The organism is Leptolyngbya sp. KIOST-1 (assembly GCF_000763385.1).
Lineage (GTDB): Bacteria > Cyanobacteriota > Cyanobacteriia > Phormidesmidales > Phormidesmidaceae > Nodosilinea.
Genome location: NZ_JQFA01000004.1, coordinates 1,823,246 through 1,849,010 on the forward strand (window position 1 = coordinate 1,823,246; position 25,765 = coordinate 1,849,010).

Below are 25,765 nucleotides of genomic sequence, written 5' to 3' on the forward strand. Positions count from 1 at the left end.
CTCCGCTGCAGAGACGATGTGCCGCGCTCCGGTTTTTGCTTAGACTAGACTGAATTACAACCGCCGGTTGCGGCCTGCGGCCCTTGCCACCTCTTCTTTCGGCCATGCCCGACGCTCTGGTTTCCGTTGCCCAGCACTACCACAGCCGTACCAAGTACGACCCTGAGACCCTGGCTTCCCAGGCTCGCCCCCTGGACTACAGCCGCCAGCCCAGTCCCTTCAAAACCTACCGGGTGGGCACGGAGGTGGACCTCAAGCCCTACCTGGAGGATGGCTCCGAAGCGGCAACCCCAGCTGCCAGGGTCGGGCTGGGAGCCGGAGATGAGGCCGTGGACTGGATGCGGCTGTCCCGGCTGCTGATCAATACCTACGGGCTGACAGCCAAGTTTCCTACCGTCACCGGACAGGCGTTTTACTTGCGATCGGCGCCCTCGGCCGGGGGGCTCTACCCGGCGGAGATCTATGTTATTTCGCGCGGCACGCGGCTGCTGCCCGCAGGGCTTTACAACTACCAGGCCCACCGCCACAGCCTCTGGCGCTACTGGGAAGACCACGTGTGGCAGGGGCTACAGGAGGCCTGCTTCTGGCACCCCACCCTGGAGGCTACCCACCTGGCGGTGGTGGTGACGGGGGTGTTCGATCGGTCGGCCTGGCGCTACCAGGATCGGGCCTATCGGCGGATTTGCCTGGATGTGGGCCACCTGCTGGGCAACCTGGAGCTGGCCAGCGCCATCGTAGACTACCGCCCCCACCTGATTGCCAGCTTTGCCGATCGCGCCCTGGCCGACCTGCTCTATCTCGACCCCGCCGAGGAGGGGGCGCTGGCGGTGCTGCCCCTGGCCGACCTGCTGACGGTGGAGCAAAACCTGCCCTGTGCCCAGGTGGCCTTTGCCACGCCGCCCCAAACCCAGTTTTCGGCGGTGCCCGACGGGGAGTTACTGACCTACTTTCACCAGGTGACCGCGATCGCCCCCACCGCCGATGTGCCCCGCTGGGCGATGCGGCCCAGCGACGACACCCCCCGCCCCGGCGACACCCTGGAGGATAAGTACAATCTGCCCTTTGGCCTGCGCTTGCCCACCGACACCGCCCCGATTGCCTGGGGTCCCCACCTGGAAGATCTGGAAACCACGCTGTTCAAGCGGCGATCGACCCGGCGCTTCAGCGGTCAACCCATCTCCCTGGCGGCGCTCAGGCAGCTTCTGGACTTCACCTACCAGCCCCACCACTACCGCGACCAGGGCTTTGATGCCGACCCGGACTACGGCGATCGCCGCCTGGTCCACACCTTTGTGGTGGCCTGCGGGGTGGAGGACCTGGACGACGGCTGCTACTACTACGCCCCCCGCAGCGAGGAACTGCGCCAGGTGCGCTTCAAGAACTTTCGCCGCGAGCTGCACTACCTGTGCCTGGGCCAGGAGCTGGGCCGCGACGCCGCCGCGGTGGTGTTTCACACCGCCGACCTGGCCGGGGCGGTGGCCGCCTACGGCGATCGCGTCTACCGCTACCTGCACCTCGATGCCGGGCACCTGGGCCAGCGGCTCAACCTGGCCGCCGTTCGGCTGGGGCTGGGGGTAAGCGGCATCGGCGGCTTCTATGACGACCAGGTCAACGAGGTGCTGGGCATTCCCCCCGACGAAGCGGTGATTTACATTACAACCTTAGGTCAACCAGGGTAGTCGGGGTAGTCTAGGGGGTGGATGGTTCAGCCGCAGGGGTGAGCGGTCCGGGTGCCCTGTTGTGACGTCGCCCAGGTGACGCCGCCTATGACTCAGATCTCCTCCCAGTCCCAGATGCGGACCTCGCTTGAAACCCATGAACGGTCGCCGCTAGAACCCCAGGACCGCGCCCCTCTCCCCGTGCTGCTACTGGTCCGGGGCGGCGATCGCGATCGCCTCGCCCAGGCCCTCCCTAGCGATCGCCTGCTGCAGGCCGAAACCCTGCCCGAAGCCCTCGCACTCTGGCACCGCCACTCCCCCGCCTGGGCGGTGGTTGATCCCGATTGGGCCGGAGGCGGGCTGGCGTTTTTGGCCGCCCTGGGTCAAACCCAGCCCCAACGCCCATTGCCTGTACTGCTGCTGGTGGGGCCAGGGCAGGAGCGCACCGCCCTGGAGGCGATGAAGCTGGGGGCCGCCGACTACCTCTTTAGCGATGACTTGGCGGCAGCTAACCTGCGGCAGCGGCTGGACCAGAGCCCGCCGCCCTCGGCGGTAGGTCAGGTCCGCCAGCAGTACCAGAACCTGGTCGAAAATTCCCCCGACATCGTCGAGCGGTTTGACCGCCAGCTGCGCCACCTCTACGTCAGCCCAACGCTGACTCGGCTGACGGGGATCGAAAGCGAGGCCTTTTTGGGCAAAACCTGCCGCGAGCTGGGGTTAGACAGCACCATGGTCGACACCTGGGAGGCGGCCGCCGCCACGCTCCTGGCCAGCGGCACCAAACAGACGATTGAATTTACAATCCCTACCCCAGATAGAGTGCGGCACTTTGAGATGGTGCTGGCCCCAGAGCGGTCGGTGACAGGGGAAATAGAGTCGATTCTGTGTATTTCTCGGGATATCAGCGATCGCGTCGCCGCCGAGCGCACCCTGGCGCAGCTGCTGGGCGAGGCCGAACAGGCAAAGGCCGAGGCCAGCGCCAGCCGCGATCGGCTGGCCAGGGTTTTTGAGCGCATCAACGATGGCATTGTCGCCCTCGACCGGGACGGCTGTTTTACCTACATCAACCATCGGGCGGCCCAAACCCTGGGCCGAGACCCGGCCGCGCTGCTGGGACGGCAGCTGTGGGAGATGTTTCCCGAGGTCGTGGGGGAGCCCTTTTATTACGCCTTTCAGCGGGCGATCGCCCAACAACAGCCCGTTTACCAGGACCAGTTCTACGCACCCTTCGATCGCTGGTTTGAAAACCGCATCTACCCCGACAGCGAGGGCGTCACCGTTTACTTTACCGATGTCAGCGATCGCAAAGCCGCCGCCGCCAGCCGCCAGCAAACCGAGGATCTGCGCCAGGAACTCACCCTGCTGGAGCAAATGCTCGACTCCGTGCTGGGAGGCTACTGGGATATTGACCTTGTGGCCAACACCGCCTACTGGAGCCCTGGCTTCAAAGCCATGTTTGGCTACACCGACGATGAGCTGCCCAACCAGATGGACACCTGGCAAGCGCTGATCTTCCCAGAGGATCTGACTGCCGGACAGGCCTCCTTTGACCGCCACATTCAGAGTCGGGGCGAAATACCGCACAAAGTAGAGTTGCGCTACCGCCACAAAAATGGCTCTCTGGTGTGGGTGCTCTGCACGGGTCAGGTAATCGCCTGGGATGAGGCCGGACAGCCCCTGCGCGTTATCGGTTGCCATGTCGATATTACTCAGCTCAAGCAGGCCGAAGTACAGCTAAGGAAAAATGAAGCCCACCTGCAGACGGCCCAGCGCATTGGCAACCTGGGCAGCTGGGAATTTGAGGTGGCGACCCAGGCCATCGCCTGGTCGGAGCAGGTCTACCGCATCTTTGGGCTCACCCCAGGGGAGCAGCCCCCCAGCTTAGAGGCGCTTCAGGGCTACTTTCACCCCGCTGACCGGGCGCGACATGGTCAGGTGATAGAGGCCGCCATAACTACCCACCAGCCCTACGACGAAGAGTTTCGGATTGTGCGCGCCGACGGCAGCTCCGGCCAGATTCACGTCAAGGGTGAAGCAATGATAGATGAGCTGGGCCAGCTGACCCACCTGACCGGCACCGTCCAGGACATCAGCGAGCGCAGGCACCACGAGCGGGAGCGGGATCATCTATCGCTGCGGCTGGGGCTGGCCCTTGACTCAGGCGGAGTCGGCATCTGGACTTGGGACATGGATCAGACCCTGACCTGGGATCAGCGCATGTACGAAATTTACGGCTTGCCGGACCTGGGCCAGGCGGTCACCTACTCGGACTGGGCCAGCTACGTACACCCCGACGACTTGGCTACCGTTGAGGCCCAGATCCCGACTGCCTTGACCGGGGAGACCAAGTTTGATGTCGAGTTTCGCTGTTGCCACCCCGACGGACAACTGCACTGGGTGCGATCGACGGCCACGGTGCGACGTAGTCCTACCGGCCAGCCCATCGAAATGGTTGGCATTCACTACGACATTACCGAGCACAAGCAGACGGCGATCGAGCTGGAGCGGCTGTCGCTGCGGCTTACGCTGGCCCTGGCATCGGGCCGAATTGGCAGTTGGGAGCGAGTCCTGAGCACCGATGAGGTGATCTGGGACCAGTGTTTGATCGATCTGTACGGCTTTGAGCGGCTGGGACACCAGGCCACCTACCAGGACTGGCGAGCCCAGGTCTATGCCGAGGACATTGACTGGGTCGAAGCGGCCAACCAGGCGCTCATCGACAGCAACGCTCCCTACGATGTGGAGTTTCGAGTCTGGCGGGGGGACGGCAGCCTGGGCTGGATTCGCTCCAGCGCCCTGGTGCAACGCGATGCCCACGGGCAGCCCGTCAGTATCATCGGCATCAACTACGACATTACCGACCAGAAGCAGACTGCGGCCAGGCTGCAAACGCTTTCGACCCGGCTGACGGTAGCGCTGGAGTCAGGGGGCTTTGGCAGCTGGGAATGGGATCTCCTCACCGATGGACTCGATTGGGATCAGCGGCTGATTGATCTGTATGGCTTTGGCCAGCTGGGCCGCCCCGCCACTTACCAGGACTGGCGCAGCCGGGTGCACCCCGAGGATGTTGAAGCGGTAGAAGCGGCCCTCCAGGCAGCCATCGACACTGATGCCCCCTACGAGGTTGAGTTTCGCATCTATCGCTGCAACGGGGAACTGCGCTGGGTCAAATCCAGCGCTCTGGTACACCGCAATTCAGCGAGCCAGCCACTCAGCCTGATCGGCATCAACTACGACATCACCCAAACCAAGCAGGCGGAAACTCAGCTGCGCGATCTATCGCTGCGCCTTTCCATGGCTCTAAAATCGGGGGAAATTGGGACGTGGGCAATGGATCTAGATACCCAGCTCGTGGATTGGGATCAGCGCATGTGTGCCATGTACGGCTGTGTCCGGGCGGAGCAGGCGCTGACCCTGGCCGATTGGCGCAACATGGTATTCAGCGAAGACGTTGACTGGATAGACATTGCCTTTGCTCAAATCCTCGACGGGTTGCCGCCTGAAACCATTGAATTCCGCATTCATCGAGGGGACGGCGAAATGCGCTGGATCAGAGCCACTGCCCTGGTGCAGCATGATGACCTGGGCCGGCCTCGCCGCCTGATTGGCACCAATACCGACATCACCGAGGCCAAGCTGGCAGAACAACACCTGCGGCGCACCACCGCTCAGCTGGAGGCCTCTAACCTCGAGCTGGAGGCGTTTGCCTACTCGGTGTCCCACGATTTGCGCGCCCCGCTGCGGGCGATCGACGGCTTTAGCCGCGCCCTGCTCGAAGACTACGGCGACCAGTTTGACCCTGAAGGTAAAGACTATTTCGATCGCATTCGTCACAACGTGGCCCGCATGGGCTGCTTAATCGACGATCTGCTGCGTCTGTCGCGGGTGTCGCGCCAGACGATGGCCTACGGTACGGTGAACCTCAGCGACCTGGTGCAGGCGGAGATCGACGATCTGCGCTCAGCTGAGCCCGATCGTGTCGTGACCACCACCGTTACCTCCGGGATTGCGATTTGTGCCGACCCCACCCTGATGCGGGTGGCGATCGCCAACCTGGTGCAAAACGCCTGGAAGTTTACCGGCCACCGCCCGGAGGCCCGGCTTGAGTTTGGCGTGGCCATACAGGCGGGTGAGCCCGTCTACTACCTGCGCGACAACGGCGCTGGCTTTGATATGGCCTACGCTGACAAACTGTTCGGCGTGTTTCAGCGCCTGCACAATACCCACGAGTTTCCGGGTACCGGCATTGGTCTGGCCACGGTGCAGCGGGCGATTCATCGCCAGGGGGGCCGGGTTTGGGCCGAGGCCGCGGTAGACCAGGGGGCAACGTTCTATTTCACCCTGCCTCAGTTTGCCCCTGGGGCCGAGGGAGCCCTATGACGACCCTGCGCCCGATCTTGCTGGTGGAGGACAACCCCGACGACGAGCGGCTCACCCTCCGCGCCCTGAGCCGGGGAAATTTGGCCAACCCGGTGGTGGTAGTTCGCAACGGTGAAGAGGCCCTGCAACGCGTGTTTGGCCCGGAGGCTTTGCCCTGCGTGGTGATGCTCGACCTGAAGCTGCCCAAGGTGGACGGACTGGAGGTGCTGCGGCAGATTCGCGCCAGCGATCGCACCCGCCTGCTGCCCGTGGTAGTGCTCACCTCCTCCAGCGAAGACCGCGATATTATTGAAAGCTATAGCCTGGGCGCTAACAGTTATGTCCGCAAGCCCGTCAACATTGATGAATTTACCGACGCTGTACGCCAGCTCGGCCTGTACTGGGCCCTGATCAGTGAGCTGCCACCCAACCTGCTATGACTGCCTCTGAACCCTTGCGGGCTCTAATTGTAGAAGACTCCGACGACGACCTGCTGCTGCTGCTGCGGGAGCTGCGCCGGGCCGGATTCTCCCCGACCTGGGTGCAGGTGCAAACCGCCGCTGACTTCCGCGCCGCCCTCGAGGCCGACACCTGGGATGTGGTGCTGTCTGACTATCAACTGCCCCAGTTTACCGCCCCTGTCGCCCTCGACATTTTGCAGAGCAGCCCCTACGACCTGCCCTTTATTGTCGTGTCGGGCACAGTGGGCGAGGCTACGGCGGTGGAGATGATGCGGGCCGGAGCCCACGACTACGTGATGAAAGATAACCTCTCGCGGCTGGTGGAGGCGGTGCGGCGAGAGGTGCGGGAGGCTCAGGGTCGCCGCGATCGCCGCGCCGCGCTGGCCGAACTGGAGCGTACCCGGGAACTACTCCACCTGGCCATCGAAGGGTCTGGGATTGGTATTTGGGACTGGCAGGTGCAAACCGGGGAGGTGTGGGCCAGCGATCGCTGCGCGGCCCTGCTGGGCTACAGCCCCAGTGAACTTGGCCCCGCCCGCATCGACACCTGGCAACGGTTTGTGCACCCCGACGACTGGAGCCGTAAAAAGCTGGCCCTCCAGCGCCACTTTGAGGGCGAAACCCCCGGCTACGACTGCGAATTTCGCCTCCGCCATCGCCAGGGCCACTGGGTGTGGGTACTTGACCGGGGTCAGGTGGTGGAGTGGGACGACGCCCACCGCCCCCTGCGCATGAGCGGCACCTACACCGATATTACCGAGCGCCGCCTGGCCGAAGTCGAGCACCGCCGCGTAGCCGACCAGGTTCTGTTTAACAGCCTCCACGACGCCCTCACCCAGCTGCCCAACCGCAACCTCTTGATGCAGCGGCTCGAACTGGCCATTCAGCGCTGCCAGCGCCATGTCCGCCAGCGCTTTGCGGTGCTCTTTCTCGATCTCGACAATTTCAAGGTGATCAACGACAGCCTGGGCCATCTGACCGGGGATGAAGTGCTGGTGGTAGTGGCCCAAAAGCTGCGATCGCTGATTCGGACCACCGATCTAGCGGCCCGCCTGGGGGGCGATGAGTTTGTGCTGCTGATCGAAGACATCGACACCCTGAAAGAGCCCTTGCGCCTGGTCGAGCGCATCCTTCAGGAGATCCAGCAGCCGCTGACGGTGAGCGGGCGCGACGTGTTTCTCAATGCCAGCGTGGGGATTGTGATGGGGGGCGGCGACTACCACAGCCCCTCCGAACCCCTGCGCGATGCCGACATTGCCATGTACCGCGCCAAGGCCCAGGGGCGGGGCCGCTACGTGGTGTTCAACGAGTCCATGCACCTGAAGGCCCTCCAGCGCCTGCAGCTGGAGCAGGAACTGCGCCAGGCCATTGACCAGGGGGAGCTGGTGCTCTACTACCAGCCCATTTTTCAGCTTGAAACCCAGGCGATCGCCGGGTTTGAGGCCCTGGTGCGGTGGCAGCATCCCGAACGCGGCTTCATCTCCCCCGACCACTTCATTCCCATCGCCGAAGAAACGGGGCTGATTGTCCCCCTCGATCGCTGGGTGCTAACCCAGGCCGCCCAGCAGCTGGCCCACTGGCACCAGCGCTACCCCCACTGCGCCGCCCTAACGGTGAGCATCAACTTTTCGGTCAAAGACCTGCTGCGCAGCGACTTGCTCAGCGATTTGACCCGCATTCTGGATCAAACCGGACTCCAGGGGCACCACCTCAACCTGGAAATCACCGAAAGCACGCTGATCGAAGACATTCAGACGATGGTGACGATTTTGCAGCAGCTCAAGCCCCACGGCTTTACCGTCACCATTGACGACTTTGGCACCGGCTACTCCTCGCTCAGCTATCTGCACCAGCTACCCGTCGATGCCCTTAAAATCGATCGCTCCTTTGTGATGACCATGGAGGCCAGCCCCCACAACTCCGACATTGTCGAAACCATCATCACCCTCAGCAACCGCCTTGGCCTGGCGGCGATCGCCGAAGGTGTTGAAAGCCAAACCCAGCTGGAGCAACTCCAGCGTCTCGGCTGCGAACTGGCCCAGGGCTACTGGTTTGCCAAACCGCTATCCCCCGCCGCCGCCGAAACCCTGCTCGCCCCCGTCCCCATGGGCTCTTCACCAAACCACCCCTAGAGCACCGGTTCAGTATGGCTGCGATCTTGAATCTGCCACCGCAGGGTCTACAGATCCCTACCGATTCCTTGGCCGCATAAAGGTTTAAAACAATCGATCGCTCCTTTCCGTCGGGTCCAGGGCGGCGGAACGCCCCTGGTCGTAGGCCAAGGGCCGTGCAAAGCGGGGGGGCTGGGGCCCTATCGCAGGCCCCAGTAGCAGCTTGGGCTGATTAGCGCAGTTGTGGTTCGCAGGCCTCGAGCCTCGCTGCAAACTAAATACTGTCAACCTAAATACTGTACCGATGCTTTAGGGAATGTCATCCATAGGGGCCAAAAGCCCGGCATTTAGCCCCTAGCCTGTCGTTTGGATCGGGCGTGGCAAAGCTTGATATACCAAACTTTTGTCCACAATTGATGACCCGCCCTAACCCTCGTCAGGAAAGAAAAAGTCGGTGGGTTCCTCGTCCTCTTCGGCGGCAATGTAGCTGCGGTAATATTCCTCTAATTCTGCGGCGCTAATGGAGCGCTCTGAGGGATTTTCAAAAAAGCCCTTGACCTTGAGGTAGCGGCGCAGCCCCTCCGCCCCCGCGTCGTGCTGGGTGGCGGCCTTGAAGTCGTCGGGGAAGGTATCGCTGATCTGCAGCCACGCCTCTTCTAGAATATCCTCCACATCGTCGTTGGGGGCGGTGTCGATCAAGGCTTCGAGCCCATCGAGGACGTCAATCAGCTTGAGAATTTCTGGAATTTTCTCCGAATCAGACATTGAGCCGTGCATAGATACCGCTAAACAACCGCGAATGCTTAGGAAAATCTTAGTGGAGTATGGACCCCATAGATCTGTTCTGGGCAGAGAATCCTCTCCGAACGGGTAGTTCCCAATCTTACCGTCTGTAGCCATCGCCAGAACAGTCGGAATAGGGCCGATCCCCCTAACGCAATGGCTATACGCCAATGCGCTGTCCCAAGGGTTAAAGTTATGCCCTGGCATCCATGGGGGGGCTGAGGGCAGCGGTTACTACCCTCAGGGCATGGTGAGCGGGCCCGGTGTCTCCTGGGCAGCGCGCCACTCCCGCAGACGCAGCTGAGCCTGGGCGTAGGCCTCGGTCTGGGCAGGTACCGTTTCGGCGATCGCGATCGCCCGGCTGCGGTTGATCATGGCTTCGGTCTCGGCCAGGCGCAGAATATCCCAGCTCCAGCGGGTGAGGGCCTGGGTGGCTTCGACCCGCTGGGGACTGCCCTCGGGGACCTGCTGGGCCAGCCGCACCGCATCGGCCAGGGCGCTGGCGGTGCCCGTCTGGGCGGCGCGGTAGGCCGCCTGGAGCTGCTGCTGCCCCTGGAGCTGATCTCGCCAGGTTTGCAGGCTGCTCTGGGCTTCGTCGGAGAGCGCCCGCCCGGGACCAATTCGGGACGCGACCGCGACGGCTTCGCTGAGACGGCCCTGGGCGGCGAGCTGGCGAGCCTGGGTCAGAATCGGGCCATCTTCGGCCCGCTGTAGCGTGTTTCGCCACTGGCCAATATTTTCCTGGGCCTCGCCGGAGAGGGCGCGACCGGAGCCGATCTGGCGAGCGGTGGCGATCGCCCCCGCCAGATCTCCCGCCTGGGCCTGGGCCTGGGCCTGACTGAGAATGGGACGATCCTCGGCGGTCTCAATCTGGCCCCGCCAGCGGCCAATCTGAGCCTCGGCGTCGGCCCAGGCGGCGTTGTTGCGCGAAATTTGCTGGGCCTCGCCAATGGCGGCCCGGAGGTCAGCCACCGTGCCCGGCAGCGCCACCTGCCGCGCCCACTCCAGCTGGGTGCGGCCCTTCACCTCCTCCTGCCACCGACCCATCAGGGCCTGGGCCTTGCCGTAGAGGGGGCGATCGGCGCTGACGCTCTGGAGCCGCACGATCGCCCCCTCCAGCCCGGTGATGCCCCCCTGCCAGGAGAGCTGGCTGGCGTCGATAAAGGTACGCATGTCGGCAATCTCGGCCCCCATGCCCAGAGCGGCTGGAATTGCCCCCAGGAACTGCCCTGCCGCCTCAGCATCCTGGCGATCGAGGGCGGCTTCGGCCAGGATCAGCAGGTCGCGACCAAACTGGCGAATTACCGACTGGGCTTCGCCATAGACCGGGCTTTGGCTGTCAATGCCCTGGGCCAGGGCGATCGCCTCCTGCATCGCCTTGAGGGTGCGCTGACGAGCCAGTTCCTTAGCTTTACCCAGCTGGTTGAGATCTTCGCGGGCGGCGGTAATTTTGCTGGTCAACTCGTCGTACTTGACCGTTTTCCAGTGGGTATTGCCCACATTCAGCAGTTGAATGGCCTTGGCGAAGGCATCCTGAAAAGCCAGCGCCTTTAGATCGGCTTCGGCGGCGGCGTAAATGGTTTCCGCCTCTCGCCAAATCTGGTTCCACTCACTCACCCGTTCGTTGACCAGCTGGGCGGCGGCGGTGTGGTTGGGAATCCGCCGGGCCATGGCAATCGCTTCGCTCAGATCGCCCGCCTGGAAGGTGTCTTCGGCCAGGTCCAAAATCCTCTCAGACCAGGTCTCAATGCGCAGATCGACCTCGCCCCGCAGGGGATGGTCGGCGGGCAGCGACTCCAGCAGGGCGATCGCGTCTAGGTAGCCCTCCACCGTGCCCTGCTCGGCATAGGCCTCGGCACATTGAAGCCGGGTGGAGGCCGCCGCCGTGGGCCAAAAGATCGCCCGACAGTTGGGCAGATTGGGAATGCGGAACAGGCTGACCGCCGATACCGCCCCCACCCCCATCACCGCTACCAAAAGGCCGATCGACCAGATCGGCCACGCCTTTGCCAGGCGCTGGGTCAGGCTGGGGCAGGGCGCAGCAAGCGTCTCTGGGTAGGGGGGGCTGGCCGGCGGATCGCTGGCCGCCCCGTTGGGGTGGCTGTCGTGGGTGGCTCGCTGGCGCAGATCGGCCAGGGGGTCGTAGCGAGACGGCCCCTGGAGCGAGGCCTCGGCCGGCGTAGACATCGTCACAGGCGGCACCGGGCGAGAACGAGCCGCCCGTGGGGGCCGCCCCCCGGGCTTAGGTCGTTCAGAGGTGTCTCGTTCTGAAGCCATATCCGCTTCCTGAGAGGTAGACCGCAATCCCTGAGCCTTAGCATTGCTTAAACTGGCCAGGTCCAGAGCGCGTGGAAAGCCAGCCTTAGTATAGCCATGTCCCCCATAAACGCAATGGGATAGCAGCTACGGACTGGTACTCTGTCAAACCTGAGTTTGTAGGTTGGGTGGCGCGCTAGCAAAAACCAACTAGGCTGACGGCCGTTGGGTTACGCTTGACCACAATTGATGACACGCCCTAGCCACCCACCTGATCTTTGTACTCGTCGGCGGTGAGGGCGTCGTCCAGTTCCTCCAGGTCACTGGCTTTGATTTTCACCAGCCAGCCATCGCCGTAGGGGTCATCGCCGATCTGCTCCGGCGCTTCCACCAGGGCTTCGTTGCGCTCCAGCACTTCGCCAGAAACCGGTGACTTCAGCTCCTCCACCGCCTTCACCGATTCCACCGTGCCAAACTTTTCGCCCTTCTCCAGACTGTCGCCAACCTCGGGCAGCTCCAGAAAGACAATGTCGCCCAGCTGATCAATGGCAAAGGCGGTAATGCCCACGGTTACAATGCCTTCGTCCTCGTCAGTGCGGGCATATTCGTGGCTGTCGAGATACTTCAGCGTTTCGGGATAGTCAAATGCCATGGCGTAACCTCATATCGCCCCAGGAAAATTACCAGGAAAATTATTTGTACCACAGCTATCGCGCAAAGCTGATGGAATCCAGTGCCAGTGTGCCATGAGTCAGCCGCTTTGACGCAATTTCCCTTTATTTCGCCCGATAAAACGGTCGCTTCACCACCGTTGCCGGCCTGGGTTCGCCGCGCACTTCGACCTCTAGCGACTGCCCAACTCTGGCCAAGGGGGCAGCGACGTAGGCCAGGGCAATGGGGAGATTTAGCGTGGGGGCCAGGGTGCCGCTGGTGACGGTGCCGACGCGATCGCCCTGGTAGAGCACCGGGTAGCCGTGCCGGGCAATGTGCCGATCGGCCATGGTCAACCCCACCAGACGGCGGCTGAGGCCCTCGGCCTTTTGGGCTTCGAGCCGCGATCGCCCGATAAACTCCCCTTTCTCCTCCAGGTGGACCAGCCAGCCCAGCCCCGCCTCCAGGGGGGTGGTGGTGTCGTCGATGTCCTGGCCGTAGAGGGCCATGGCGGCCTCCAGGCGCAGGGTATCGCGGGCCCCCAGGCCGCAGGGGGCAACCCCGTCGGCGGTCAGCCTCTGCCACAGGGCCAGGGCCGTGTCCGGGTCAGTCAAAATCTCAAAGCCATCTTCCCCGGTGTAGCCGGTGCGAGCAATCCAGGCCAGCTGGCCCAGCAGCGCCGTGTCGCGGTGGGCAAAGCGCCCCAGCACCTCCAGGTTGTGGGGGGTGTAGGGCTGGAGCAGAGCCGCCGCCGCTGGCCCCTGGAGCGAAATCAGAGCCCGATCGCGCGACTCGTCGATCAGCTCAATGCCGGTGCCGGCCAGGTGGTCGAGCAGCCAGGTTTTGTCCTTAGTGGTGGTGGCGGCATTAACAATCAGGGTGACGGTTTCGATATCCGAACCGCTACCGGAGGCGCTGGCCGGGGGCGACTTCAGGTAAACAATCAAATCGTCCAGGATGCCGCCCTCGGGGTTGAGCAGCACCGTGTACTGGGCCTGCCCCTGGCTCAGCCGCTCCAGGTTGGAAGGCACCAGCCGCTGCAGTGCCGCAATCACCCCTGGCCCCCGCAGCTCAAACTTGCCCATGTGGGAAATGTCGAACAGCCCGGCACGATCGCGCACCGCCTGGTGTTCCTGCTTAATGCCGCCAAACTGCACCGGCATCGACCATCCGGCAAACTCAGTCATGCGCGCTTTTTGCTCAACACAGGCAGGGTAGAGCGGAGTTTGCAACAAAGTCATGGGCGGGCATCCTAAGAATCATTCAAAGTGTTCAGAGTGTACTGAGAAAATCGTCGTCCTTTCAGGTTTCATGCTTTCCTGCGCTCCCCACCGTCTGCGCTGAGTCCGGGGTGCAGCGGATGTTCCCTTGTCGTTGTGTGTCCCATGATTGGTTTAATGCCCCACGGCTCCTGTTTTCTGTGGGATCCCTGGCTGACCTCCCTCCACGCTATCAGCGATGGGGCGGTGGTGCTGGCCTACTTCTCAATCCCATTCCTGCTGCTGCTCAATCGCCAGTATATCGACGCCCAAATTCGCCCGGTGATGATGTTGTTCGCGGCCTTCATCTTTAGCTGCGGCATTGGCCACGCCCTGCGGGTGTGGAATATCTGGCATGCCGACTACTGGGCCGAAGGGGCCTGGACGCTGGCCACTGCTACCGTGAGCCTGTACACGGCCTGGCGGTTGACTGAGCTGGTGCCCCAGTTGCTCAACACCCACCGGGACCTGGTCATCACCCGCGCCGTGGCCGAGCAGGATCCGCTGACCGGTATTGCCAATCGTCGGGGGCTAGAGGCGGCCCTGCACGCCCTCCCCCCTCAGCCCAAGCCGATGAACCACAGCCTGATTCTGGTTGACCTCGACGGGTTCAAAGACATTAACGACACCTACGGCCACGGGGTGGGCGACCAGCTGCTGCGGCTGGTGGCCGAGGTTTTGCACAGTCAGATTCGCACCATCGATGTCGCCGCCCGCATCGGTGGCGACGAGTTTGCCCTGCTGATGGTGGGCTGTCCCCCCGAGGAGGCGCTGGACAAAGTGGAGACAATTCGTCAGCAGATCCAGCAGATCCAGCTGCCCGACCTGTTGCCCGCCCCAGCTCACCCCCTGATTTCGGCCAGCTTTGGCATCAGCAGCTTTGACCCCAGCCAGGGCCTCACCTACAGCTATCACCAGGCCGATACGGCCCTCTACAGCGCTAAGCACAGCGGCAAAAACCAGGTCAAAATAGCCCCGCCCGAGGGTCTGCCGATTAGACCCACCCCACTGTAGGGTGCATCAGCGGCTACCCCCCTATCGGGCAACACGTCGATTGCCCTGATCAGCCGCAATGCATCACCGGAGAAGTGGGGTTAGCCAGGCAGGATTTGGGATGAGGCGGTATACCGGTTGCTTGCAGCCCAGAGCATTTGTTCCCAAACGTTGGGGGCCACGTAAGGCGGTCAGTTCTTAATAAAACCGCCCAGATCCGGCCGATAGCGGGCCACAAACCCGCCGTGGGCGTCGTATACCGCCATCTGCCGTTCGACCTGGTGGCTGGTGGTGATCATCTGCTCGATCAGCTGCTGGGCACTGGGGTCGAGCTGATTGGTGAAGGCGAAGGTGCCGTCGGCGGCGGGGGGGGTAATCGCCTGGCGCAAGGGCTCGGCGTACTGACTGGAGAGAATGACGCGAATCTGGCTGGGCTCCTCGCGCACGGTGCAGGGGGTGGCGCTGCCCTCGCACAGCCCGGCCAGGGTCGTAGTCAGGGTTTGCAGGGCAACGGCGTTGCGGAGGCGGCTTTGGGCATTGGCCAGGGCGGGCTGGTAGGTTTCCAGCAGCACGGCCCCTTCCTCCGCCAGCAGGGTGTCGGAGGGAATTTGCTGGGCGCTGGCTACGGCCTGGCGCCAGTGCTGCAGGGCCAGGGTCCACTGGCCCTTGGCCTCGTAGGCGGCGGCGGCCCGGGCGGCCTGGACGGCCTGGTGATAGTTGTGAGCGCCCGCCTCCTCCAGGGTGGCCCGGTTGGTCACCCGGCTGAGCTGTTGGCGGTAATCCCTAAGCTGAGCCTGGGCTTCGTCGTAGACCATGGTGCCCTGGGGAATTAGCGTCAGACCCTTGATGGCGGCCTGCCATTCCTTGGTGGCCAGCTGCCAGCCCGCCAGGGAGTTGGCGGTTTCCATGCGCTGACGGGCCAGGTCGCCGGTTTGAATGGCGGTGCTAAAGTTGGCCTCAGCCTCCTCTTCGGCCACGATGCGGCGGCCAATGGCGCTGTGGTTGGCCCGATATTCCCGCAGTTTTTGCTGGCTGTAGTCGTAGGCGGGGCTGTCGGCGGGAACGCTGTCCAACCAGTCGAGGGCCTGCTGCCAGAGCAGGTGCACTTTGACCCAGCGCTCCACCGGGTGGGGAGGGTTCTGGCTCAGATTGGCGGCTTCGGCGGCGATCGCCTGGCCCTGAATCAGCGCGTTGAGGGCGGCGATACTGCCCTGGTAGCGCTGCAGGTCCCCCTGGACCGCCTCGTAGTGGGAGGACCAGGTGGGCACCGGCGTCAGCAGGTCGATAGCGGCCTGGAGGTCGGCCTGGGCGACGGCCAGGTCGTCGGCAGTGGGGCGACCGGCCAGGGTGGCCTGGGCCAGGGTATAGAGTTCGGCGGCCTGGTCGATGCGATCGCAGCTGCCCACCACACAGGGCCGCATCAGGGCGTAGGCAAAGGCGCCGCTACCCACCAGAATCAGCCCCGCCAGGCCGTAGCTCCAGTAGTCGCGCAGCGATCGCAGGCCCAGCCGGGCCCAGCCCCGGCTCCGCTGGGCCCACCCCGGTCCGGCCGGGGGCTGGACGGCGGCATCGGGCAGGGCCAGGGCGGCGTCACTCAGGGCGAGGCTGCTGGCCCCATTGTTGGTGGCGTGGGGGCTGGGGCTATGGGCTGCGATCGCCGGTTCCCCCGACTCCCCAGAGTAGGACTCTGGGGCTGCCGGTGGGGCTGCCGGGTCGAGCCCCTGATTCGGCTCAAGCGCCCCATCGACGGGCCCCGCCACGGGCGACGCCGCCGGAAAAACAACTCCGGCCGCCTCCTCAGGCCGCCAGGTAAAGGTGTGGATGGCGTAGGGCTGGGGTGCCCCCTTTAGCTTCAGGTAAATGCGGACCGAAAGCCCCTCTGCGATCGCCCAGTCGGCCTCGGGTAGCCCCACCGTGGGCACCACCGCGCGAAAGGTTGACTCCAGCTGCTTGAGCAAATCGCTGGGGTCCTCTACCTCCGGGGTCGAGTGCTCCACCAGCAGCAATAGCCGCCCGGCCCGCTCAGAACCGTCCACCTGGGTGAGCCTGGGCTGGCGATAGGTATCTTTGTAGTGGGTGGCAAAGGTCCGCTGGAGAGGCTCAAAACCTGTGGTGCTGGGCCCTGTAGTGCTGGGCGACGATAGTGAGGTCATAGGATACCGATGAATAATGCCCCAAACAGTGGTGCTCCAATCTGCAAACGGCTTAACACAACGACATGGATCGACGGTTTCGACGGCCGCAGTCAGCCATAGAATCAAACCCACGGTCTCTCGGGTGGGCATTCTGCCTACCGTGGACAGCTGGGAGGGCTGTCCTCCAGGATGTAAATCCTCCAATCCTTAGTGAGTATGCTAGTGCAAGGTTGATATTCTGAAACAAGATATCTTGGGGTGATGGGGGGGAACTAGCTCGCGGTGCTGATTCTCATTGTTGAAGACGAAGCCGAAATTGCCCGCCTGATTCGGCTCTATTTAGAAAAAGAAGGCTTTACCTGCGAAGTCTGTGAAGACGGCGAGACGGCCCTGCGCTACCAGCAGACCCTCCAGCCCGATCTGATCATTCTAGACGTGATGTTGCCCCGGCTCGATGGGCTGGAGGTCTGCACCCGCATTCGCCAGGGGCCAGGGGCCAAGGACCCCTACATCCTCATGCTCACGGCTCGGGGCGAAGAGATCGATCGCATCATTGGTCTGTCCACCGGGGCCGACGACTACCTGGTCAAGCCCTTCAGCCCCCGCGAGCTGGTCGCCCGGGTGCGCGCCCTGCTGCGCCGCAGCCTGCGCCACAGCCAGGAGACTCCCACCCAGACCTACCGCACCGCCCACTTCAGCCTTGACCTCGACCAGCGCATTGCCCACCGCCAGAGCAGTACCAGCGGCCCAGACCTGCTCGACCTGACCCCCCTTGAGTTTGACCTGCTGGCCACCTTCATGAGCTACCCAGGCCGGGTCTGGAGCCGCCAGCACCTGATCGAAAAACTCTGGGGCGAAGACTTTTTTGGCGACGAGCGGGTGGTCGATACCCACATTGCCCGACTGCGCAAAAAAATCGAGCCCGACTCGTCCCAGCCCACCTTCGTCAAAACCGTGACCGGCGTGGGCTACCGGTTCGAGGATGAGGCCAGCTAGCATCCCATGGCCCTCTGGCAGCTCGATCGCATTCGCATTGTCTTAGTTGAACCAGCGGGTCCACTGAACGTGGGTGCGGCGGCGCGGGTGATGAAAAACATGGGGCTGCGCCACCTGGTAGTGGTCAATCCCCAGTGCGATCTGGGAGGCGAGGAGGCGCGGCGAATGGCGGTGCACGGCGCCGATGTGCTGGCGGCGGCGCAGGTGGTGACCAGCCTGCCGGAGGCGCTGGCGGGGTGTGAGCGGGCGATCGCCACCACCGGTCGGCTCCATCGCCAGGACCAGCCCCTGGAACCGCCGGAGGTGGCCCTGCCCTGGCTGCTGGCCCCAGATCCCCAGGCCAGCTTTGCCGCAGCCCTCCTGTTTGGCCCCGAAGATCGCGGCCTGAGCAACGACGAACTGGTCTACGCTCAGCGCTGGGTGCGCATTCCCGCCAGCGACAGCTACCCGTCTTTAAATTTGGCCCAGGCGGTGGCGGTGTGCAGCTACTTACTCCATCGCCAGGCCCTGACAACGGCGCTGGAGCAGACTTTCCCAGCCCAGCCCCCAGACGCAGCGGTGGCTCCCCTGGCACCGCTCGACCAGATGGAGGGGTTTTATCGAGATTTAGAAATCGTTTTGCTGAAAATCGGTTATCTTTACCCCCATACCGCCGCCAGCCGGATGGCAAAACTGCGGCGACTGCTGCACAGAGCTGGGCCAAATTCTAAAGAGTTGGCTATGCTTAGGGGCATTCTGCGGCAGGTGAACTGGGCGATAGATCGCGGCTCTAGGCAAGACTAGGGCGATCGCGGCAGATGGGTAAAGGCATACGCGTGAGTGGGTCAGATGGCACAGTACGACGATTCTCGCAATCCATTTTCAGCTGCCTCGGGCCGACCTGAGGTGAATTCCCCCTGGGGGGAGTCGGCCCCAGGTAATGCGGCTGGGCGCGGTGGTCTTCAGCTGCCGGGGGAAGCGGGCAATGGCTGGGGTGGTGAGACAGCCCCTCCTCCGTCCCCCGAGGCGCGGCGGCGCAACCAGTGGCGACAGTTTCAGCACCTGACCCCCGATTTTGGCGTGGCGTCTCCGCCGCCAGAGCCGGTGGTGCGACCGGCCCCGCGCAATGCCTCTCTGCCCACATTTAATCGAGGGGCCGCCCCGCTGCCTCAGCAGGGGTCTCAGAGAGCCGCCCAGGTGGCGCCCCAGCCCCCCCTAAACTCCCCCCAACATCCCCGACCTAATCGCCCGGCTGGGCCGCCGCCGCCCAGCCAGCCAGGGGTGATGCCATTGCAAATGCATCCCCACAGCCTTCACCCTACCGCCCTCAACCCTGGCGATCCTCGTCCGATCCCAGGGCAGGGCGAGGGGGCTCGCGGCCCAATTCCATCCAATGTCACCCCCCTGCGACCCCTGCAACGACGCGGGGCAAAACCGATGCCCCAGCGGCCGGCCCCGCGACGGCCCCAGTCTGACCTGTCGGGCGGAGGGATGGCCGACAACGCTCCAGCGCCGGAGTTGGGAGCCCTGCCCGAGGGGGCACAGCCAACGCGCCGATCGCGGGTAGCTAAGGCCCAGCGCCGACTGGCCAACCCGCCCCTGCCCCTGCTCTACCTGATTCGGCTGGTGATTCTGGGCGTTGGGGTGGCGGCGATCGCGGGCACCCTGCTGTCGGTGCTCAGCCCCAGCAATGTGGCCTCCCCCGGCAGTCCTTCCCCCGCCGCCCAAAGCACCGCCAGGGCAGCGGGCACCCTGGTGCAGGGCAGCGGAGAGACCGTAGCCGATCTGAGGCTGACCAGCGAACTGCCCCGCCTCAGCGGTGAACTGGGGCAGTTAGCCACCCTCACCCCTGGCCTCACCCCCGTGGCCTTTGCCGTCGACCTGGACTCCGGCCAGTACGTCGATCTGAACGGGGCGGAACCGGTGGCGGCGGCCAGCACCATCAAAGTCCCGATTTTGGTGGCGTTTTTGCAGCAGGTGGATGCGGGCACCCTGGCCCTCAACCAGTCGCTGATGCTGCAGGAGGAGCACCTGGCGGGCGGCTCAGGCACCATGCGCGGCGAGGCCGTGGGCACGGAGTACACCGCTCTGGAAGTGGCCACTCGCATGATTGTAGCCAGCGACAACACCGCTACCAACATGATGATTGCGGCCCTGGGCGGCACTGCGGCGCTCAACCAGACCTTCACCGGGTGGGGGCTGGAGCACACCCTGCTGCGCAACCCCCTGCCCGACCTGGATGGGACCAATACCACCAGCGCCAAAGACCTGGCCCTGATCATGGCCCTGATCGATCAGGGCGGGCTGCTGACGCCGCGATCGCGCGATCGCCTGTTTAGCATCATGCAGCGCACCGAAAACATCAGTCTGATTCCCTCCGGCATTGGCGACAAATCGCTCACGGCCCACAAGACCGGCGATATCGGCAGCCTGCTGGGGGACGTGGCCCTGGTCGACGTGCCCAACGGCAAGCGTTACACCCTGGCCCTGCTAGTGCAGCGCCCCACCAACGACGGTCGCGCCAGCGAGCTGATTCGCCGCATGACCGAAGTCGTGCACACGGAGATGGCCCAGCCCGTAGCTCCCGTGGGCAATCCTACCCTCGCCCCCATGGGCACCTCCCCCGAGGCCGAAAGCCCCTACACCCTGGAGGAACCCAGTAGCGTGGAGCCAATCAACGTAAATCCGTCCCAACGGGTTCCCGCCCGTGATGAAATTCCGCCGGGCTAGTACCGTTACGCGCTGTCCAGTGCAGCGTCAAAGCTAAAAATTAGGGTTCCCGTAGGGTGGGTAAAGCGGAGCGCAACCCAACGGCAATTGGCCTTGTTGGGTTCTGCTAGCGGGCCACCCAACCTACAAGCTAGGCGATGGTTATCACCACTACGCGGAATTCAAGCTGTCCCGGCTATCCCCTGAACAGGGATCAGTACATGAACCGCTCGTGACGAACCACCTCCTGGTTCTCCAGCTGGTTGTAGCTGCCGCTGGTGATTTGATACACCGCCAGCGTGTCGTTGTTGATGTGGTACTGGTAGTTACCGTTGATGGCAATGTAAGTCCCCTGCACCTGGCGCACGTCGGCTGTGCTCAGGGTTTCATTGTTGGTCTTGTTGATGCCGATGTAGCTCAGCCCCTGGGGGGTCTGGCACAGGTGAATGGTGAAAGACTTGGTTTCGAAGAAAGCTTCGGGACGATAGTTGCTGCCGCAGGGACCGGTGCCGATGTCAGGGGCTGTGCCGGGGGCGGAGGCCATTTCTGCGACGGGGGCCGCACTGGCGGTCTGCCCGCTGATGTCAACAAAGTCGCCGCGCACCCAGCCCTCCGCCTCCGACTGAACAAACTTGACGTAGTACCAGCTAAAACCCCCTTCGCCCTCGGCCAGCCGCAGCAGGGTGACGACGTCCCCGCCCTGGCCCTGGCCCTGGGCCGTTGCCTGGGTCGTAGGCTGCGATCGCAGGTTGATCCGCGCCCCCTCCGACTGTGTGATCAGCTGAGCGGTGCGGGTAGGACTAATAGCCGTTGAGCGAAAGCCGCCAGCGTCCACAGTCTCAGCACCAGCGGCAGCTTCGATCCCGTTCTCCTCGCCCGGCGGTTCAACCGCTGCGGACGGATCAGAATTACCGCCGCGATTGCAGCCCCCCAACACCAGCACCAACCCAACCCACAGCAGCCACCTGGACGACTTCATACCTCACCCTCCGACCCCAGTCGCCGCCAATAGTAGCGCAGAAGCGCGAAGACGTGAGGCCTGAAAACGGGGAAGCGATGCATTACGGCCCAAAGCCAGGATCTGTCAGATTTGGCGCAATTTGCCAGGCCCCCAACACACCCCATGCAAATCTCACCCACTCACCTACCCACCCACCCATCCACCCATCCACCCATCTACCCATCCCACTTCACCTTAAACAGTCGAAACAGCTCATAATCCCGGCTCGACACCACCCGCGCCCCCTCCGCTTTGACCAGCGCCGGCCAGCGATCGAGGTCCTCCAGGTAGACTTCGGCCCCCAGGTAGGTTTCGAGAATGGCCCAGGGTTCGGCCAGATCGGCCTCGGGGTTGAGGGCATCGAACAGAAACCAGCCGCCGGGTTTGAGAACTTTTTTCACCTGCTGCAGCACCGTGGCCCAGTAGTCGGCGGGGTAGTAGCAGCTGACCCCCGTGGCGATCGCCATATCAAACGAGTGCGGCTCGTACTCCAGCCGGTGGGCCGGGGCCTGGGTCACGCCCTTAAACAGCTTGGAGTTGAGCTGGGGGCCGCGGGAAGTCAGCGCCTGACAGGCCACCGGGCTGATCTCATGGCCGTAGAACAGGGCCTCCCACTCACGCCAGGGGTAGATCAAAAAACTGATGCCGCAGCCAATGTCGAGGCAGCGATCGCGCTTGCGGGGTTTCACCCCCTCCCAAAACGGGGTCGAGATCCGGGGCGTCAGCGTGCCCGCAATCCAGTCCTGGAAGACGGGCATCTCTTCCACCTCCGGGGGCAAGTCGAAGGCTTTGCCGCTAAATTCCTGGTCGTAGCGCCGGGCCACGGCCTGAAGCTGCGCTCCCCAGGGGGAGGGATCACTCAGGCGGCCAATTCCCTCGCCTTTCATCCCCGCAGGGCCCGGCTGAAGTTTTCGCGGTAGGACTTGTTGAGGGCCAGAAACAGCGGCCACAGCAGCGTGAACTTCAGCCTGCCCTCGCTAAAGTTGGTGCGGTTGAACCCGGTCCAAAACTTAAAGGCCCCGCCGCCGTAGATACCGGCCAACAAAAGCACGATCAATGTACTCATAGTCACTGCTCCTTCCTACCCGGGTCACCTATGCTTCTACAATACCAACGTTGCTCCCGGTTGGTGGCCCGCCGGGGCCGCTATTTCCACCGTACGGATGGATCATCCAGGGCGGGCTACGCACACCGTAGCCCGATACAGATCCCACCTCCGATAGAGATAGATCGAGTGTATTTACTCTAATCTATCCTCGGACAGGGCAGGGGCGATGTAACGTAATAGATGCCCTGGAGGTAATGTCCCTGTAGATATAAAAATCGGTTTGATGCTTAGGTAGTGCTCCGCCGTTGGGCGGAGACGCCATCGGGAAAACGTGTTTTAAAGCAGGAAGGAGACGATATGCGAGCAGTTCTAATGGCAGGTGGTTCAGGAACGCGACTGCGACCACTGACCTGTGACTTGCCCAAGCCAATGGTGCCCATTCTCAATCGGCCCATTGCCGAACACATTGTCAACCTGCTGAAGCGCAACGGCATTACCGAGATCATTGCCACGCTCCACTACCTGCCCGACGTCATGCGGAACTATTTTGGCGATGGGCGCGACTTTGGCGTGCAGATGACCTATGCCGTGGAGGAGGACCAACCCCTGGGGACGGCGGGCTGCGTCAAAAATATTGCCGATCTGCTCAACGATACGTTTCTCGTCATCAGCGGCGACAGCGTCACCGACTTTGACCTCAAAGCCGCCATTCAGTACCACCGTCAGATGGGGTCTAAGGCGACCCTGGTGCTGACCCGAGTGCCGAACCCCATCGAGTTTGGGGTGGTGATTACCGACAACGAAGGGCGCATTCAGCGGTTTTTAGAGAAGCCCTCCACCAGCGAAATTTTTTCCGACACGGTCAACACCGGCACCTACATTCTCGAACCCGAGGTGCTGGACTACCTGCCCGCCAACGAAGAGTCTGACTTCTCCAAAGACCTGTTTCCGCTGCTGCTGGAGAAAGGCGAGCCCATGTTTGGCTACGTCGCCGACGGCTACTGGTGCGATGTGGGCCACCTGGAGGCCTACCGCGAGGCCCAGTACGACGCGCTGCACCGCAAAGTTGTGATCGATTATGCGTATCCTGAGACATCTTCAGACGTTTGGATCGGAGACAATACCCAGATAGATTCATCGGTTCAGATCCACCCGCCGGTGATGATCGGCAACAACTGCCGGATTGGCGCGCGCACCGTGCTCGAACCCGGTACGGTAATCGGCGACAACGTCACCATCGGCTGCGACGCCGACCTCAAACGACCGATCGTTTGGAATGGAGCCATTGTGGGGGATGAGACGCACCTGCGGGCGTGCAGCATCGCCCGGGGGGCACGGGTCGACCGTCGCTCTCACGTGCTGGAGGGAGCGGTGATTGGTCCTCTATCGACGGTCGGGGAGGAAGCCCAAATTAGCCCTGGCGTGCGGGTCTGGCCGAGCAAGCAAATTGAGTCAGGTGCAACGTTGAACATTAACCTCATCTGGGGCAATACCGCCCAGCGCAATCTGTTTGGCCAGCGGGGTGTAGCCGGACTGGCCAACATTGACATTACCCCCGAGTTTGCGGTCAAGCTGGGGGCGGCCTACGGGTCTACCCTTAAGCCGGGCTCCCACGTCACCGTGTCGCGGGACCAGCGCAGTATTTCGCGCATGGTGTCGCGATCGCTGATTGCGGGCCTGATGTCGGTCGGGGTCAACGTGCAGAACCTGGAGGCGACGGCGATTCCGGTCGCCCGCAGCGTACTGGCCCAGATGGGCGTGGCTGGGGGGGTCCACGTGCGGCTGCACCCCGATCGCCCCGACTACGTGCTGATTGAGTTCTTCGACGAGCACGGCATCGACATCCCCAAGGGTAAAGAGAAAAAGATTGAGGGGGCCTACTTCAAAGAAGACCTGAGGCGATCGCCCATCCACGAGATCGGCACCGTCACCTACCCCACCGGGGTGGTTTCCACCTACACCACCGCCTTTGAGAAACACCTCAATGTGGAGGCCGTAACCAACAGCCAGGCCAAGGTGGTGATCGACTACCTCTACGCCGTCTCCGGGGCGGTGCTGCCGCAAATTTTGGGCAAGTTCGACTGCGATGCGGTGGTGCTCAACGCCAGCCTGCGCCAGATGGCCCTCTCCAACGACGAGCAGGAGATGATGCTGGGACAGCTGGGCCAGGTGGTGCAGTCGCTGCGGGCCACCTTTGGGGCCCAGGTGTCGGCCAACGGGGAGCAGCTGATCCTGGTGGATGAGGTGGGCACCCGCATTCGCGGCGAAGTGCTGACCGCCCTGATGGCCCACATGATGCTGACCACCCACCCCCGCGGCACGCTGGTGGTGCCGGTGCACACCTCCGGGGCAATCGAGCACATCGCCCGCCGCCACGACGGCCAGGTGATTCGCACCAAGGCCAACCCCACCGCCCTGATGGAGGCCTGCCAGACCAACCCCAACGTGGTGCTGGGCGGCAGCGGCGAAATGGGCTTTATCTTCCCCGAGCTGCACCCTGGCTTCGACGCCATGTTCTGCATCGCCAAGCTGATCGAGCTGCTGACCGTGCAGCAGCGATCGCTGGGCCAGATCTGGTCCGAGCTGCCCCGGATGGCCTACCGCATGCAGACCCTGCGCTGCCCCTGGACGGTGAAGGGGGCGCTGATGCGCTACCTGGTGGAAGAAAACCCGCCGGAGCGCCTGGAGCTGATCGACGGTGTCAAGATTTTGGGCGACAGCCCCGACGACTGGGTACTGGTGCTGCCCGATGCCGGCGAGCCCCTGGTGCACATCTACGGCAACAGCGCCAACCGCGAATGGCTCGACTGCACCCTGGTCAAGTACCAGCAGCATGTGCAAAACTTCATCGAGAAGGAACAGGGGATCAAGGAGACCATGCCGCTATGAACAATTGCCTGCTGATGGCCGAGATCGTGCAGTCGCCTCAGCTGCGCTACACCTCCGACAACCAGACGCCCGTGGCCGAATTTGTGGTCCAGTTTCCGGGCCTGAAGGAGGGCGACCCCTCCTCCCAGATGAAGGTGGTGGGCTGGGGCAACCTGGCCCAGGACATTCAGGCCCAGTACCAGGCGGGTCAGCGGGTACTGCTGGAGGGGCGTCTGGCCATGAACGTGGTCGACAATCCCCAGGGCTACAAAGAAAAGCAGGTCGAAATGACGGTGCAGCGCATCTACAGCGTTGGGGACCTGAACACCGCCCCTATGGCCCCCCCGGCCGCCGCGGCACCTCCGGCGGCCACCCCCAGTCCGGCGGCCTCTCGCCCGCCCGCTGCCCGGCCTACCCCACCCCCCAGCACCGCCGAACCCGCCCCCAGCTACGACGACATACCGTTCTGATCAACGCATAGCGATGGCCATTGCGCTTA

At 63.4% G+C, this 25,765-nt stretch carries 18 protein-coding genes; 10 read left to right on the forward strand and 8 right to left on the reverse strand.

From position 1 onward, the window contains the following. Positions 1-104 precede the first annotated feature (104 nt). From NF78_RS25010 to NF78_RS25025, 4 genes are all read left to right on the forward strand, one after another. The gene (locus NF78_RS25010) at positions 105-1,679 is read left to right on the forward strand and encodes a SagB/ThcOx family dehydrogenase (RefSeq protein WP_035992674.1); all 1,575 of its coding nucleotides are present in this window, start codon (positions 105-107) and stop codon (positions 1,677-1,679) included. A gap of 87 nt (positions 1,680-1,766) precedes the next feature. Next, positions 1,767-6,038, forward strand: a complete 4,272-nt coding sequence (locus tag NF78_RS28615; RefSeq protein WP_052050934.1) for a PAS domain-containing protein — start codon at positions 1,767-1,769, stop codon at positions 6,036-6,038. After that, entirely contained in the window at positions 6,035-6,457 is a 423-nt protein-coding gene (locus NF78_RS25020) for a response regulator (protein WP_035992677.1), read from the forward strand. The genes NF78_RS28615 and NF78_RS25020 overlap by 4 nt, the downstream gene beginning before the upstream one ends. Further along, positions 6,454-8,610 (forward strand): putative bifunctional diguanylate cyclase/phosphodiesterase, encoded by a 2,157-nt coding sequence (locus NF78_RS25025; RefSeq protein WP_052050935.1) that lies wholly within the window; start codon positions 6,454-6,456, stop codon positions 8,608-8,610. Before NF78_RS25020 ends, NF78_RS25025 begins: the two co-directional genes overlap by 4 nt. Positions 8,611-9,015: 405 nt before the next feature. On the opposite strand, the gene NF78_RS25030 is transcribed toward NF78_RS25025, so the two are convergent. The 4 genes from NF78_RS25030 to gcvT form a co-directional block, all read right to left on the reverse strand. Then, positions 9,016-9,354 (reverse strand): hypothetical protein, encoded by a 339-nt coding sequence (locus NF78_RS25030; RefSeq protein WP_035992679.1) that lies wholly within the window; start codon positions 9,352-9,354, stop codon positions 9,016-9,018. A gap of 258 nt (positions 9,355-9,612) precedes the next feature. Then, positions 9,613-11,559 (reverse strand): hypothetical protein, encoded by a 1,947-nt coding sequence (locus NF78_RS25035; RefSeq protein ID WP_052050936.1) that lies wholly within the window; start codon positions 11,557-11,559, stop codon positions 9,613-9,615. Between the two features lie 328 nt (positions 11,560-11,887). Then, a complete protein-coding gene (gene gcvH / locus NF78_RS25040) occupies positions 11,888-12,280 on the reverse strand; it encodes a glycine cleavage system protein GcvH (protein ID WP_035992682.1) in 393 nt (130 codons plus the stop codon). A 124-nt stretch (positions 12,281-12,404) separates the two neighbouring features. Further along, complete coding sequence (gene gcvT / locus NF78_RS25045) at positions 12,405-13,520, reverse strand: glycine cleavage system aminomethyltransferase GcvT (protein ID WP_035992685.1); 1,116 nt, start codon at positions 13,518-13,520, stop codon at positions 12,405-12,407. A gap of 144 nt (positions 13,521-13,664) precedes the next feature. Between gcvT and NF78_RS28620 the strand changes: the two genes are divergently transcribed. Then, positions 13,665-14,552 (forward strand): GGDEF domain-containing protein, encoded by an 888-nt coding sequence (locus NF78_RS28620; protein WP_052050937.1) that lies wholly within the window; start codon positions 13,665-13,667, stop codon positions 14,550-14,552. A gap of 170 nt (positions 14,553-14,722) precedes the next feature. Here NF78_RS28620 and NF78_RS25055 read toward each other — a convergent pair whose 3' ends face one another. Continuing rightward, positions 14,723-16,684, reverse strand: a complete 1,962-nt coding sequence (locus tag NF78_RS25055; RefSeq protein WP_035992687.1) for a hypothetical protein — start codon at positions 16,682-16,684, stop codon at positions 14,723-14,725. Positions 16,685-16,948: 264 nt separating this feature from the next. Here NF78_RS25055 and NF78_RS25060 point away from each other — a divergent pair, with 264 nt between their 5' ends. Genes NF78_RS25060 through NF78_RS25070 form a run of 3 tightly spaced genes read left to right on the forward strand, consistent with a single transcriptional unit; the run spans position 16,949 to position 20,371 of the window. Beyond that, complete coding sequence (locus NF78_RS25060; RefSeq protein ID WP_035992690.1) at positions 16,949-17,662, forward strand: response regulator transcription factor; 714 nt, start codon at positions 16,949-16,951, stop codon at positions 17,660-17,662. A gap of 6 nt (positions 17,663-17,668) precedes the next feature. After that, entirely contained in the window at positions 17,669-18,445 is a 777-nt protein-coding gene (locus NF78_RS25065; protein WP_035992693.1) for an RNA methyltransferase, read from the forward strand. A 45-nt stretch (positions 18,446-18,490) separates the two neighbouring features. Next, positions 18,491-20,371 (forward strand): serine hydrolase, encoded by a 1,881-nt coding sequence (locus NF78_RS25070; protein WP_052050938.1) that lies wholly within the window; start codon positions 18,491-18,493, stop codon positions 20,369-20,371. 193 nt (positions 20,372-20,564) lie between these two features. On the opposite strand, the gene NF78_RS28625 is transcribed toward NF78_RS25070, so the two are convergent. The 3 genes from NF78_RS28625 to NF78_RS25085 form a co-directional block, all read right to left on the reverse strand. Continuing rightward, on the reverse strand, positions 20,565-21,329 hold the full coding sequence (locus NF78_RS28625; RefSeq protein ID WP_052050939.1) for an SH3 domain-containing protein: 765 nt from the start codon (positions 21,327-21,329) through the stop codon (positions 20,565-20,567). 197 nt (positions 21,330-21,526) lie between these two features. After that, positions 21,527-22,237 carry a class I SAM-dependent methyltransferase gene (locus NF78_RS25080; RefSeq protein WP_035992695.1) on the reverse strand — a complete coding sequence of 237 codons (711 nt, stop codon included), beginning with the start codon at positions 22,235-22,237 and terminating at the stop codon, positions 21,527-21,529. After that, positions 22,234-22,416 carry a hypothetical protein gene (locus NF78_RS25085; RefSeq protein WP_035992698.1) on the reverse strand — a complete coding sequence of 61 codons (183 nt, stop codon included), beginning with the start codon at positions 22,414-22,416 and terminating at the stop codon, positions 22,234-22,236. Before NF78_RS25085 ends, NF78_RS25080 begins: the two co-directional genes overlap by 4 nt. 339 nt (positions 22,417-22,755) lie before the next feature. Between NF78_RS25085 and NF78_RS25090 the strand changes: the two genes are divergently transcribed. Further along, complete coding sequence (locus tag NF78_RS25090) at positions 22,756-25,287, forward strand: mannose-1-phosphate guanyltransferase (protein ID WP_035992701.1); 2,532 nt, start codon at positions 22,756-22,758, stop codon at positions 25,285-25,287. Next, positions 25,284-25,736, forward strand: coding sequence for a single-stranded DNA-binding protein (locus NF78_RS25095; protein WP_035992704.1), 453 nt, complete (start codon positions 25,284-25,286; stop codon positions 25,734-25,736). The genes NF78_RS25090 and NF78_RS25095 overlap by 4 nt, the downstream gene beginning before the upstream one ends. Positions 25,737-25,765 lie beyond the last annotated feature (29 nt).